The organism is [Erwinia] mediterraneensis, assembly GCF_900604315.1.
Classification (GTDB): domain Bacteria; phylum Pseudomonadota; class Gammaproteobacteria; order Enterobacterales; family Enterobacteriaceae; genus Pantoea; species Pantoea mediterraneensis_A.
The window spans coordinates 1653662-1666610 of sequence record NZ_LR026978.1 but is presented as its reverse complement, the minus strand read 5'-3'; the positions used below and the strand labels follow the sequence as shown (position 1 = coordinate 1666610).

At 55.6% G+C, this 12949-nt stretch carries 10 protein-coding genes; 4 read left to right on the top strand and 6 right to left on the bottom strand.

What is annotated here, in order from left to right; genetic code table 11:
* Positions 1 to 27 precede the first annotated feature (27 nt).
* Positions 28 to 309, top strand: a complete 282-nt coding sequence (ppiC, locus tag E0E17_RS07810) for a peptidylprolyl isomerase PpiC (RefSeq protein WP_130835496.1) — start codon at positions 28 to 30, stop codon at positions 307 to 309.
* Here ppiC and E0E17_RS07805 read toward each other — a convergent pair whose 3' ends face one another.
* Both E0E17_RS07805 and pdeH read right to left on the bottom strand, forming a co-directional pair.
* Positions 310 to 2370, bottom strand: coding sequence for an AsmA family protein (locus E0E17_RS07805; RefSeq protein WP_130833115.1), 2061 nt, complete (start codon positions 2368 to 2370; stop codon positions 310 to 312). It abuts the gene before it with no gap.
* A 63-nt stretch (positions 2371 to 2433) separates the two neighbouring features.
* Positions 2434 to 3192 carry a cyclic-guanylate-specific phosphodiesterase gene (pdeH, locus tag E0E17_RS07800; RefSeq protein ID WP_130835495.1) on the bottom strand — a complete coding sequence of 253 codons (759 nt, stop codon included), beginning with the start codon at positions 3190 to 3192 and terminating at the stop codon, positions 2434 to 2436.
* A 292-nt stretch (positions 3193 to 3484) separates the two neighbouring features.
* On the opposite strand from pdeH, the gene kdgK reads away from it, so the two are divergent.
* The 3 genes from kdgK (at position 3485) to E0E17_RS07785 (ending at position 6457) form a co-directional block, all read left to right on the top strand.
* The gene (gene kdgK, locus E0E17_RS07795; protein WP_130833113.1) at positions 3485 to 4417 is read left to right on the top strand and encodes a 2-dehydro-3-deoxygluconokinase; all 933 of its coding nucleotides are present in this window, start codon (positions 3485 to 3487) and stop codon (positions 4415 to 4417) included.
* Positions 4418 to 4502: 85 nt separating this feature from the next.
* Positions 4503 to 5141: a glutathione S-transferase family protein gene (locus tag E0E17_RS07790; protein WP_130833111.1), complete on the top strand. Its 639-nt coding sequence runs from the start codon at positions 4503 to 4505 to the stop codon at positions 5139 to 5141.
* Positions 5142 to 5584: 443 nt separating this feature from the next.
* Positions 5585 to 6457, top strand: a complete 873-nt coding sequence (locus E0E17_RS07785; RefSeq protein WP_130833109.1) for an alpha/beta hydrolase — start codon at positions 5585 to 5587, stop codon at positions 6455 to 6457.
* Positions 6458 to 6466: 9 nt separating this feature from the next.
* Here E0E17_RS07785 and E0E17_RS07780 read toward each other — a convergent pair whose 3' ends face one another.
* From E0E17_RS07780 to E0E17_RS07760, 4 genes are all read right to left on the bottom strand, one after another.
* Positions 6467 to 7963: a M16 family metallopeptidase gene (locus tag E0E17_RS07780; RefSeq protein WP_130833107.1), complete on the bottom strand. Its 1497-nt coding sequence runs from the start codon at positions 7961 to 7963 to the stop codon at positions 6467 to 6469.
* 249 nt (positions 7964 to 8212) lie between these two features.
* A complete protein-coding gene (locus E0E17_RS07770) occupies positions 8213 to 9499 on the bottom strand; it encodes a dicarboxylate/amino acid:cation symporter (protein ID WP_165446214.1) in 1287 nt (428 codons plus the stop codon).
* A gap of 216 nt (positions 9500 to 9715) precedes the next feature.
* On the bottom strand, positions 9716 to 11725 hold the full coding sequence (gene hmsP / locus E0E17_RS07765) for a biofilm formation regulator HmsP (RefSeq protein ID WP_207302081.1): 2010 nt from the start codon (positions 11723 to 11725) through the stop codon (positions 9716 to 9718).
* A gap of 206 nt (positions 11726 to 11931) precedes the next feature.
* On the bottom strand, positions 11932 to 12939 hold the full coding sequence (locus E0E17_RS07760; protein ID WP_130833101.1) for a family 8 glycosyl hydrolase: 1008 nt from the start codon (positions 12937 to 12939) through the stop codon (positions 11932 to 11934).
* Between the last annotated feature and the right edge of the window lie 10 nt (positions 12940 to 12949).

Below are 12949 nucleotides of genomic sequence, written 5' to 3'. Positions count from 1 at the left end.
GCCAGTATACACGAGAGAGAGATGAACATGGCGAAAACCGCAGCGGCTTTACATATCCTGGTGAAAGAGGAAGCGTTAGCACAAAAGCTGCTGGCGCAGCTGGAAAAAGGAGCCAGCTTTCAGCAGCTGGCGAAGAAGCACTCCACCTGCCCGTCGGGACGCAACGGCGGTGATTTAGGCGAATTCCGCCGGGGACAGATGGTGCCGGCATTTGATAAGGCGGTCTTCTCCTGTCCGCTTCTGAAACCCTGGGGACCGGTGAAAACCGCCTTTGGTTACCACATTATCAAGGTGCTGTGGCGCAACTGATTATTTCTGGCTTTTCATCTGTTGCAGCACCGCGCTGCACTGATTCTCTTCGTTGTCGCTTGGCGAGATCAGCGCCAGCAGCGCCGCTGCCGGAGCGACCACAGTGCCCAACGCCACTGCCGCCGCGCCTCGTGCCAGTAATGGCCCGGTTTTCACCCCGGCATCAGGATTTTTAAAGGTGCCGCGCACGTAGAGTGGAGAGCGCAGCGTAATAATACGCACCCCCTTGCTCTCCGGATTGATAGAGAGATCAAGGCGTTCGCTGGCAAAGTTGGTGTTGCCAGTGATGTTAATCACCGCATTTTCCGTATCAAAAACAAACAGGCGCGGCGTGGCAACGCCCTGACGCAGGGTGATATCGGACGCGGCGCAGTTAATCTGCACCTGCTCGTCGCCAAACAGCTTGCCCACCACATAGTTACCGACATTCAGCCCGGCGATTTCCATCAGGTTACGGCTGATCACGCCGTTATTCATCAGCAGCTTCAGCTGACCGTCGCTGGTCGCCAGCAAATCGGCCACGCTGTTGCCGGTGCCGCGCAGCGACGCATCGCCATTCAGCTGCCCCAGGCTGCTCCGCATCTCTTCCACGTCGGGAAACAGCTGACGCAACTGCAATCTGCGGGCATGAATATCAGCACGACCACGCATCGGCGTGCGGTCGCCCTCCAGCCGGATAGTGGAATTGATGCTGCCGCCCGCCATGCCAAAACGCAGCGGGTCGAGTAGAAGATCGCCTTTTTTTAACACCAGATGGGTATACAGATCGCTGAGCGGCAGAGAATTGCTGTGTTCAATACGTTTGCCGCTGAACTTCACGTCCGCATCCATCACATCCCAGTTTTTGGTATCAAACCTGTCATGCGGCAGTACTTTGCCGGCAGGCTGGCTCGACTTCTCGCCGCGCTGCGCTTTTGCCTGCGCTGTCTTTTCACTGCCCTTACCGGAATCGACGCCAATCAGCGGGCCAAGATCCGCCATACGCAGCTGACGTGACGTCAGCTCACCGCTCAGCTTCGGGCGCGGCTCGCTCTGGGTATAAGTCAGCGAGCCGTGAATATCGCTGTCGCCAATATGGCCGTTAAAATCCTGATAGCGGTACACGGAGCCCTTTTTGTCATTAAAGCGGGCGGTCAGATGCCCGTCCGTGGCGTACGGCGGCGTATCAGGCAACAGTACGCCGGTCAGACCGTAGAGATTCGCCAGCGTATCGCCGGAAAAGCGCAGGCGAACATCCAGTCCCCCCATATTCAGCGGATCCCGGAGAGTCCCGCTGACCTGCACACGCGTTGTGCCGTTGCGGACGTCCGCCTGAATGGGAAAAGGCGTCTCCTCGCTGCGCAGTGAGAGCATGCCGCCGATTTTACCTTCGCCATCAAACTGCTCATTCTGATATTTACCGTTCGCCCGCCAGCCAAAGACAAAATCACCGGCACCTTGTTGCTTCTCATCACCGCCCGCAATCTGCGCAAAGGAGACCGCTTTACCCAGTGAATTCACCCTGACAGTGACGTCAGCCTTGTTGACCGCATCGCGATAAAGGATTTTTCCTTCATCAAACAGAATATTGTCGAGGCGGAAAGACCAGGCGGAAGGCGGTGCGGCAGAATCTTTTTCGTCGTTGTTGGCGAGGTTAAATGTCCAGTTATTTTTCCTGTCGGCCGTCTGAATCAGGCGCGCATCCGGCTGCTGCAGCTTGATCCAGGGAATGAACACTTCTTTATGCAGCAGAGCCAGCGGGGCCAGCGTCGCTTCGGCGCGCTGCAGATGCACCATTGTCACTTCAGGAATGTCGGGCGGGTTGCCCAGCATGATATCTTCCGCATGCAGATGCGGCCAGGGGACCCAGCTGCGCCAGCCGGGTTCATCGCGCTGACGCTCCCAGACGACGCCCAGATCGCCGCGAATAGCAAAAGGTCGATTCAGTTCAGCCGAGACTTTCTGGTTGATGGTTGGCTTCAGGCGATTCCAGTCGAAGGTAGCAATCACCACAACCAGCACCACAACCAGCAACAAAAAAATCCCGATAATCCAGCTAATCACTTTTCCCGTGCGTGACATCACTCTGACTCCTTGCCCTGATATCGTCTCTGATAAAGATAGACGAGCCGAAACAGAACAACATCAGGACAGCTGTAACGCCAGTGAAGAAAGTTGTGAAAAGGGAAGCGGACGGGAAAAGAAGTAGCCCTGCGCCGCGACGGCCGGTGAATGGCAGACCTGCAGCCATTCTTCTTCAGTCTCTACCCCTTCGACAATGACACCGTTACAGTAACGATTGATCAACGCCAGCAGCATGCTGAACAGGGTGCGTCCTTCCGCGCTGTTGCGCAGCAGAATAAAGAGATCGCGTGAAATCTTGATGTAGTCATATTTCAGCTCGGTCAGGGCAGAGAAATTCGCCATTCCGGATCCAAAATCATCCAGCCACAGCGGCCCCAGCTCCGGCATCTGCGCCACAATCTCCTTCTGCGGCAGGATATGATGCTCCGTCAGTTCAAAGCGTACCCACGGCAGTTGGGAAATCAGTCTCCGCAGGGGAAGATGGTGCTGAATAGCCAGTAGCGTCGGGCCGTCAATATTGACCGAGGCCACGACATCGCTGTGGTGAAAGAAATCTGCCCACTGCGCCAGTAAAGCCAGCTGCTCCTCGATCAAGCAGAGACGCTGCGGGATCTCCAGCGCGGCGAAATAGGTTTCAGGAGACAGTTTTTTTTCCGGCGCACAGGGGCGTGAAACAGCTGTCAGCAGCTCAATCGCCAGCAAACGGCCTGATGTCTGATAGATGGGCTGAAAGGTATAAAAGCGCTGGCATTGCTGCCAGAAAAGCGGGGGTTGCTTGAGGTCAGTTGAAGATGGTAGCCGATGACAAATATTCTGCATCACTAGGGTTTAGTCCTGAACAGAGATGAGTGCCTGCAAAAAAAACATCACAGCAGTCAGTATCGGTTATCCTGCGGATAACGTTATCTGCCACCAGGCCACAAAAGAGTGTTGAGTTTAACAACGTGACGGGTGAGCAATCGAACAAATAAGCCCGGTTTCGCCGCTATATCATCCTGATAACGTAATGTTTTCATACTTTAACTAAAATTAAAACAGCGTTTTAAAAACTATTGACGCTGCGTTGTTATGACGCGAGACTAACTGTTCAATCTCTGACAGGCCAAAGACCATGACGCAGAAAAAAATCGCTGTGATCGGCGAATGTATGATTGAACTGTCTGAAAAAGGCGAAAGTATAAAACGCGGTTTTGGTGGTGATACGCTGAATACCGCCGTCTATCTTGCCCGCCTGGTGGATACCGCGCAGCTGAGCGTTGACTACGTTACCGCACTGGGCACCGACAGTTTCAGCGATCAGATGATTGCTGCCTGGCAGCAGGAGCAGGTGCATACCCGGTTGACTCAGCGGCTGGAGAACAAAATGCCCGGCCTGTATATTATTGAAACCGATGATCAGGGCGAACGCAGCTTCTGGTACTGGCGCAGCGATGCGGCGGCACGTTACTGGCTCGACGGCCCGCAAGCCGCCATTCTCTGCCAGCAGCTGGCGCAGTATGACTATCTGTACCTCAGCGGTATCAGTCTGGCGATACTGCCAGCGGCCAGCCGGGAGAAACTTCTGCAACTGCTGCAGACGTGCCGGGCGAACGGCGGCAAGGTCATCTTCGATAATAATTACCGTGCGCGCCTGTGGTCTGATAAAGCCACCGCGCAGCAGGCTTACCAGGCGATGCTCGCCTGCACTGATATGGTGTTCTTAACCCTGGATGATGAACATCTGCTGTGGGGAGAACAGCCTGTGGAGGCGGTGATTGCCCGTACGCGCGCAGCGGGCGTGCAGGAGATTGTTATCAAGCGTGGCGCGGAATCCTGCCTGATAGCGTTGGGTGAGGATACGCGGCTTGAGGTGCCAGCCTGCGAGCTGCCTGCAGAGAGGATCATCGACACCACGGCGGCCGGCGATGCCTTCAGCGCAGGTTATCTGGCGCAGCGTCTGAGCGGCGGCACGCCAGCGGATGCGGCGCGCCAGGGACATTTGATCGCCAGTACCGTTATCCAGCATCGTGGCGCCATTATTCCACGCAGCGCGATGCCCAACTGATTGCGATGCCCTGCGCACCGCAGGGATTTTTGCATCTCCATCTCTTCCATGCTGTCAAACAAGGTGATTAATCAGGAGCATCGTTATGTTAAAAGTCTGGGGTCGGAAAACATCTTCCAATGTGCAGGCCGTCATGTGGTGCATTGGTGAACTGGAACTGCCGCATGAGCGTTACGATGTGGGACATAAATATGGCGGCAACGATACGCCCGAGTTTCTGGCCATGAACCCAAACGGCCTGGTGCCGGTCCTGCGTGACAACAATGGCCCTGCGCTGTTCGAAGCGGGCGCTATTCTGCGTTATCTGGCGAACCGCTATGCCGAAGGCCCGTTCTGGCCATCAGCGCTGGAGGCGCGCACGCTGATCGACATGTGGGCCGAATGGGTCAAAGTCTCGGTGATCCCCGCCTTTTCGAAACCGATTTTCTGGCCGCTGGTGCGTTTACCTGCGGCGGAACGCGATCCGGCGGCGCTGGATACTGCTGTTACAGAGCTCACCCGACTGCTGAAAATTGCCGAAGATCGCCTGAGTCAGCATCACTGGCTGGTGGGTGACGATCTGACGCTGGCCGATATTCATCTGGGCTCGCTGCTTTACCGTTACTACAACCTTGATTTTAAACGTGCAGAGCTGCCCGCGTTGCGCCGCTATTACGATCGCCTGACGCAGCGTCCCGCCTATCAACAGCATGTGATGGTGTCGTTTGAAGAATTAAGAAACTGACCCGGCATTGACCGTCTGTTTGCCGCGAGGGCGCCCCGGCGTTACGGGCCCCTCTCTTCTTCTGGCGGCACAGGGCAATTTACACCGCCAGAATAAATTTTCCTGAAGCGAACAAATGCCATAAACCCCTTTATTTGCGTTAGCGCGGCACAATATTTCTCTCGTTTACCTTAATCACTGTCTTTTACTCTGAAGAAAAGCCTGACACCACTACTCCCGCATAAAGAGTTCTGAATGGCTTTTGCGCTTACTGAATGATTTAAAAGCTTTTTATCTCCCTGCTCGTCCCCCAGGCATAGTCTGAAACTCCCTTTTCCCCTGCTGTTTTGGCTGGACGATAGCGCAAAAAAAGACCATGTTTTACCCAATCGCAGCAGGGTGCTGTCCGGTAATGAACGGTCGCGCCCCCCATCAGAACGATACGCTTCGCTTCAGGAACATTTATGCATAGTGAAATTATTAATATCTGGCCCAACGGTGATGCACCGGGTGCCAGCGATTCACACGCACAGCCGCAGATTGTTGATATCGCCAAAGAGTATGAACCTTACGATCGTGCAGCGACCGGTGTACGCTGTCCGGAAATGGCCATCTGGCACCCGGAAGAGTCCAACGGCATCACATTGCTGGTGGCGCCAGGCGGCGGTTATCAACGCGTGATGATCGATCGGGAAGGCAGCGCGCTCTCCACCTTTTTTACCGCAATGGGCTACACCCTGGCGGTGATGACCTACCGTCTGCCTTACGATGGCCATCACGAAGGTCCGGATGCGCCGCTGGCGGATGCGCAACGTGCAGTACGCGTCCTGCGTGAACGCGCTCAGCAAGGTCTCAACGGAAAATACATTGTGATGATGGGCTTCTCCGCTGGCGGCCATGTGGCGGCCAGCCTGGGCACGCGTTTTGCGGAAAAAATTTATCCGGTTCAGGATACGGCGGATAACCAGTCGCCACGCCCTGATGCGATGGTGCTGCTCTATCCGGTCATCAGCATGCGCGATGGCCTGGCGCATGAAGGTTCACGGACCCGTCTGCTGGGAGCCTGGCCCGATCAGAAAATCCTGGAGGCCTACTCGCTGGAAACGCGCGTTCATGCCCAGACGCCGCCCACGCTGCTGATCCATGCCGTCGATGATGAAACGGTCTCTGTCAACAACAGCATGGTTTTTTTCAGCGCCCTGCGTGAACATAAAGTCCCGGCCGAGCTGCATTTTTATCAGAAAGGCGGCCACGGATTTGGCATCCGTGGCCTGGCAGATTTGCCGCTGGCCAGCTGGCCGATGCTGGTCACAGAATGGCTGCGAGCCAAAACCTGATCCCCATCGCTATGAGGAGGCGGGCGGTGACGCCTCACTGGTGCTACTCTCCGGCGCGGCTTCCTCAGCGCCGCCTTGCGCGGCGGGAGGCGCCATCACTTTATCCCAGCTGGCCTGCAGCGCTTTAACATTGGTTTCCGCCTCACCTTCCGGCTGCAGCAGCACCATGGTCAACTCCTGCGTCAGTTGCTGGCGCAGTTCCTGATTCAACTGCTCCAGCGTGAAGCCCGCAAGAAAAGCGCGACGCAGGGTCTGATACTGCTCCGGCGCGATATCCACCACCGAGTTTTGCTGTGAGCGCAGACGCTGGCTGATTAATACGTCCGTATCGGTGCGCGCATAGGTAGTAAACAGTTTGTTCAGCTCCAGCAGCTTTTGCGCCATCAGCGCATCGAACTCCTCCTGCGGCAACCCTTTGTCGCGCACCGCGGCCAGTTCGCGTGCCACCAGATTCATGTTTTGCGCCAGCGAATCGTTGCGGGCATCGAGGTTAATGGCGCACTGGGCGCGCTGATAAATCACCCGACAATCAAAGCCGACCTGCACGCCCTGCGCTTTATTGTTGCTCAGCGCGCGCTGCACATGCCAGAACAGGGCTTCGCGCGCCAGATCGCTCTGCCAGTAGCGCTGCAAATTTTGTGAATCGCGGATGGGTTGCCATGGCGTATCCCATACCAGCGACAGGCGATCCTGGCGCAGCGCGCTGTTCACCAGGTTCACCGGCTGATGGGGCAGCGGCGAGAGCGTGGGCAGCGGTGCAGGCGTCTCACGCTTTCCCTCCAGCGGGGAGAAGGCGCGGTTAATCTGTTCTGCCAGGCTGCGGCTTTCAACATTGCCCACCACATAAAGTCGCATCGCATCCGGGGTATACCACTGACGATAGAAGGCGTTGAGCTGTGCGATATCAATCGGCGTCTGAGGCGGTTCAGCGGGGTCATGCGCCAGCAGCGCAGAACCTTGCAGGCGATAGCGCCACCAGACATCCTGGGTATTAACAGGCCAGGTGGTAATAGGATCAGACGCCGCCAGCGCAGTATTCACCACCTGCTCATTAATGGTCATTTTACCGGCGGTAGCCGCCAGCCAGGCCAGCGCTTCTTTCAGCAGTTCCGGGCGGTTGTTTGGCAGACTGAGGTTATATTGGGTGAAATTATAGGAAGAGATGGCGGGCGGCAGCGGATGGCGTGGATCCATCGCCTGTTGCCAGAGCGCGCGCTGTTGGTTGGTATTAAGCGCGACATTATGCACCAGCGCCATGCGTGGTAGCAGATGGCTGAACCCTGTTTGTTGCGTGGTCTCCACCAGCGAACCGGTATCGACAATCAGACGTAATTCAATGCGATCGCTGGGACGCTGCGGCGTAGTGAGCACCTGCCAGCTGAAGCCATTATCCAGTTTTCCCTGTTGCCAGGCTGGATCGGGTTGGAGTGTTTCAGCCTGCAATGCCTGACTGGCTGCGGCTAACACTAACCCGCCAACCAAAAGCCGAATTCTGGTGCCCTGCATGTGAACCCCTACTAAAACAGATCAAAATGTCGTTATCACTGGCACTTGCTTGCCATTGTTGCGTGCGGTTGCCGTGGCATCAGGCCGCTACGTTTTTTCAACAACAGACTCTTTGACCACGGGAAGGCCAGGATGTCGCGCAACGAAGTGAAAAACCATGTAAAAAATAAGTGGGGGCTATTATCCAAATGCCCGCTGTCAGGGCAAGCAACAGCGGGCATTTGCGCGGAAATTGGTAAAATTTCTGCTTCAGAGCGGACTTTCTGACGTTTGTGGCTGATTTTTAGCGCCTGATAAGGTCCGCTTCAGCTGTTTTTCGTCCAGTTGACCAACACGTTTTGCCACTACGATGGTGGCCACGCCGTTACCGACCAGGTTTGTCAGCGCACGCGCTTCCGACATAAAACGGTCGATACCGAGGATCAGCGCCAGACCTGCCACTGGCAGATGCCCCACGGCAGAGAGGGTGGCGGCCAGCACAATAAAGCCGCTGCCAGTGACCCCTGCCGCCCCTTTGGAAGAGAGCAACAGCACCACCAGCAGCGTGATCTGATGGAAAATATCCATATGCGCATTGGTGGCCTGCGCGATAAACACCGCCGCCATGGTGAGATAAATTGAGGTGCCATCCAGGTTGAAGGAGTAACCGGTCGGGATCACCAGACCCACCACCGATTTTTTGCAGCCGAGGCGCTCCATCTTATCCAGCATACGCGGCAGCGCCGACTCTGAAGACGACGTGCCTAACACAATCAGCAGTTCCTCTTTGATATAGGCAACAAACTTAAAGATGTTGAAGCCGGTAATGCGCGCGATCAGACCCAGCACTACCACCACAAACAGGATACAGGTGAGATAGAAGCAGAGAATCAGCTGACCCAGCTGTACCAGCGATCCCACCCCATATTTACCGATGGTGAACGCCATCGCACCGAAAGCCCCGAGCGGTGCCAGACGCATAATCATATTGATAATGCCGAAAATCACCCGGGAGAAGCTTTCAATCACGTTAAAGATTAAGGTACCGGCACTGCCAAGGCGATGCAGGGCAAAGCCGAACAGAATCGCGAACAGCAGCACCTGCAGAATATTGCCGCTGGCGAAAGCGCCAATCACGCTGCCGGGAATCACATCCAGTAGAAACGCCACCACTCCCTGCTGTTCCGCCTGCTGGGCATATACCGCTACTGCTCTGGCATCCAGCGTGGCAGGATCTACGTTCATTCCGGCGCCCGGTTGCACTACGTTCACCACCACCAGACCAATAATCAACGCGATGGTACTGACAATTTCGAAATAGAGCAGTGCAACCGCACCGGTGCGCCCTACCGCTTTCATGCTTTCCATGCCCGCAATGCCGGTCACCACCGTACAGAAGATCACCGGGGCAATAATCATTTTAATCAGTTTGACGAAGCCATCGCCCAGCGGCTTCATCTGCGTGCCGAGTTCAGGATAAAAATGGCCCAGCAGAACGCCAATGCCAATAGCCAGCAAGACCTGCAAATAGAGGCTTTTAAACAGCGAGATTTTCATAAAAGGTGTCCACTAACGACAGGAGCAGTGATGATGTCAACATCATCATTATGACCCTTCCCTGTCGGGGTTATATCAGACGTTTCCAGGTGAGGGAAAAAAATAACACTCTGTTAACTTTATGCCTACTATCTGGTCCTGATTAGCGCGTCTCTCTCCGTGCAAATATGAACTGAAACGCTTCAGTCAAAAGCTGAAACGCTGTCAGAAAAGCTGTTAATTGTGCGCTTGTTCTGAGGTCAGAAGCCAGCGCTCATTAAAGGTTGCAGCAGGCAGCGCTTCTGCATACAGATAGCCCTGGCCGATAGAGATGCCGCGCGCCAGCAGCCAGTCACGCTGCGCTTCGGTCTCCACCCCTTCGGCAATCACATCCAGATCAATAATTTCCGCGATCGCCGCCACTATGCGCACCATAGTGTCATCATCCGGCAGAGCAGCCACAAAGCTACGATCCATCTTCAGCTTGTTTACCGGCAGCGCTTTCAACTGATGAAGGGCGTTCAGATTGGAATAGCCCATGCCGAAATCATCCAGCGCGACCGCAACCCCTGCCTGCTGCAATGCCCGTAACAGCGCTATCGCCTGCTCAGCATCGCCAATCTCGGTGGTTTCGGTTAGCTCCAGCACAAAGCTGCCCGGCAGAATACGATGGCGCTCCAGCAGCCCCTGCAGATGCGTCACCATACTGTTGTCGCGTAGCTGAACGGCGGAAATGTTGACGCTCAGCGGCAGTGTGATCCCGCGTTTCTGCCAGCCCGCCAGGATACGGCACGCCTCCTCAAGCACCCAGCGACCAATAGCAGAGATCACCCCTACCTCTTCCGCGCTGGCAATAAACTCTTCCGAAAGCCCATAGCTGCCGTCAGGCTGGCGCATGCGCAGCAGCGCCTCTGCTCCTGCCAGCGCGCCGGTTTTCATATTGATTTGCGGCTGTAAAAACAGGACGAATTTCTCCTCCTGCAGGCCCTGTAAGATATCGTGCTCCTGCGTCAGGCGTTTCTGCGCCCGTTCGGTCAGCTGCGGATCAAAGAACAGAATCTGGTTTTTACCCTGATGACGCGCCGACATCATCGCTGATATGGCCCGCTCCAGCGGTTCATTGGGGGAGGACAGCGCCCCCTCATGCAGTGCAATCCCGATGCTGACGTTAGGCCGCAGCTGCAGCTGATAAAGGTTGACCGGCTGGTTGAGGCGAATCATCAGGTTGCGAGCCAGACGAATGGCCCGGAACGGGTTATGGGCGCGCTTCAGCAGCAGCGCGAAATCACTCGGCCCCAGTTGCGCCAGCAGCGTCTGGTCATCAATGGTGTGTCGGATTTTCTCGACCAGCGTCAGCATCAGGGTATCGCGCTGCTCGTTACTGAGTACGCCATTGGCCTCCTGCAGGGTTTCAATACGCACCACCATCACGCCAAACGCTTTTGGATAATGGGCGCTGTACTGCTCCAGCAGCGCCAGAAACAGCGTGCGGTTTGGTAAGTCGGTCACGACGTAGTGCGTGGTTAAGCGGCTCATCTCATCGTGCACGGCTTCCAGCACCTGCTGGTTACGGTTGTAGCTGCGGATCAGGATGCCAATCTCGTCATCACGATGCCCCCGCGGCAGCGTCAGCTTGTGGGTCAGCACCGCCTGCGGCGGCAGTTCCTGCAGCTCACGGGAAATCCCGCGCAACGGGTGCACAATCAACCGGTTGATGCACCAGCTGATAGCGACGGAGAGCACCAGGGCCAGCAACAAATAAGTGATGATCAGGGTGGATAAGGTGCTGAGAATGAACTGATAAACGCGCCAGGAGTCTGCCTGCAGCACCAGATAGGCCAGCGGTTTCGGCAATCCCCGGTGCTCCACTGAGTAGAGCGGCAGCGTGATTTGTACCGGCAATTCAAACAGGCGGGACACCAGCAGCGGCACCGGTTTCTCTGCCACAAAATCGGCATGCAGCGCCTGAAAAGCGTTGGGCAGCACCACGTCGGCACGGGAAAGAATACCGGCCGGCTGCAGCCCGTAGAGAATCGCTTCCGCCTCGGGGATATCCGCTTTCAGCACCGCCTCGGACAAAGGCTGGCGCACGGTGTGCGCGATGGTTTCCATCTGCCGGGCATAGTCTGCCCTGTGCTGCTGCACAAAATGGAATAGCTGAATAACGATAAAGATACAAATCGTGATCAGCGCCACCGCTGAGACAGCGGCCATCTGCTTTATCGTAAGAGAACGACTGATGCGCAAGGTACTCTCCATGCCGAAGTCCCGGATATCAGACAGGAAAATGCGCTGTAAGTATATCTCAGGAGGGAGATATTTTTGGCCGATTCACTGCGCCCGGCAGCAGACAGGGGTTTCCTGCCCCCGGGCCAGGGCGGAAAAAGCGCCGCCTGTTTCCCTGGCATTGCGATCCATGAAACGCGATCAGACCGCCGCCTGACCGCGCTTTTTCACCGTTTTTCCTGCCACGCCAGCCATGTCAACAGCTGCAAACTGGCAGAAAAATAGTTCTGTTCGGGGGTCAGTTTGTTATTCAGATAGCCTGTTTCACCCAGGATTAAATCACGAATCGCCAGCAGCCCGCCTTCCATATTGTAAGGGGCTGGTGTATTGGCCAGTACATCGAACCACGCTGGCGTTTTCTGCCGATCATAGCGCTGCCAGACGTTCTGAAACGGAACAAGCCGCAGGCTTTGAGGATCGTACCACCAGAGGTTCAACGGAATGCGGATCGCGTCGTAACTAAAACGCGCCGGCCATTCCACGGCCGGAGCCAGTGAGCCGTCAGCATTTAGAGCTACCCAGTCAAGAGGCAGACCGGTTTTGCCAAACTGCATTTTGCCAAGCAGATCCATTCCGTCGTCAATTAACTTATTCCATACCTGTAAATGACTGTGCGTGGCAAAGGCCTGCCAGGCGGCAAAGACAAAGTAGGAAGGGTTCAGCACAACATAACTGGTCTTATTAAAACCCTGCGCCCCGGGCAGCATAAGCGTATGCCCGGCATAGTTAATCACATTGTGTTTAATGATGGCGCGTTGGATGCGATCGGACTGCTGCTGATATTCAGGTGCCTGCCATTGTTGTGCCGCGCGCTGTAAAGCCCAGGCGATCAGCACATCACCATCGGAAGCATTATTTTTATCCGCCACCGGCACATCAGCATCCGGAACATAACGCCAGTAGAAGAGATCGTTTTGCTCATTGCTCAGATGGGTGCGTGTCCATTGCCACAGCGCATCAAAGGTTGTGCGATCATTATGCGCGACCGCCAGCAACATGCCATATCCCTGTCCTTCTGTATGACTGACATTATTATTTGCGGTATCAATAATGCGACCGTCGCGATTCATGAAACGGCTCTTAAAGATATCCCAGCTGTCAGCGGCCGCTTGCGCACTGAATACGAGCATCATTAAACAGAATATCCACCGACGCCAGAATGCCTTTTCTTTCATTTCTGCATCC

What these genes read in the sequence shown, in the direction of transcription:
- ppiC (WP_130835496.1), top strand. Translation starts at nt 28, where the DNA reads ATGGCGAAAACCGCAGCGGCTTTACATATCCTGGTGAAAGAGGAAGCG.
- E0E17_RS07770 (WP_165446214.1), bottom strand. Translation starts at nt 9,499, where the DNA reads ATGAAAATCTCGCTGTTTAAAAGCCTCTATTTGCAGGTCTTGCTGGCT.
- E0E17_RS07790 (WP_130833111.1), top strand. Translation starts at nt 4,503, where the DNA reads ATGTTAAAAGTCTGGGGTCGGAAAACATCTTCCAATGTGCAGGCCGTC.
- E0E17_RS07760 (WP_130833101.1), bottom strand. Translation starts at nt 12,939, where the DNA reads ATGAAAGAAAAGGCATTCTGGCGTCGGTGGATATTCTGTTTAATGATG.
- pdeH (WP_130835495.1), bottom strand. Translation starts at nt 3,192, where the DNA reads ATGCAGAATATTTGTCATCGGCTACCATCTTCAACTGACCTCAAGCAA.
- E0E17_RS07780 (WP_130833107.1), bottom strand. Translation starts at nt 7,963, where the DNA reads ATGCAGGGCACCAGAATTCGGCTTTTGGTTGGCGGGTTAGTGTTAGCC.
- E0E17_RS07785 (WP_130833109.1), top strand. Translation starts at nt 5,585, where the DNA reads ATGCATAGTGAAATTATTAATATCTGGCCCAACGGTGATGCACCGGGT.
- kdgK (WP_130833113.1), top strand. Translation starts at nt 3,485, where the DNA reads ATGACGCAGAAAAAAATCGCTGTGATCGGCGAATGTATGATTGAACTG.
- E0E17_RS07805 (WP_130833115.1), bottom strand. Translation starts at nt 2,370, where the DNA reads ATGTCACGCACGGGAAAAGTGATTAGCTGGATTATCGGGATTTTTTTG.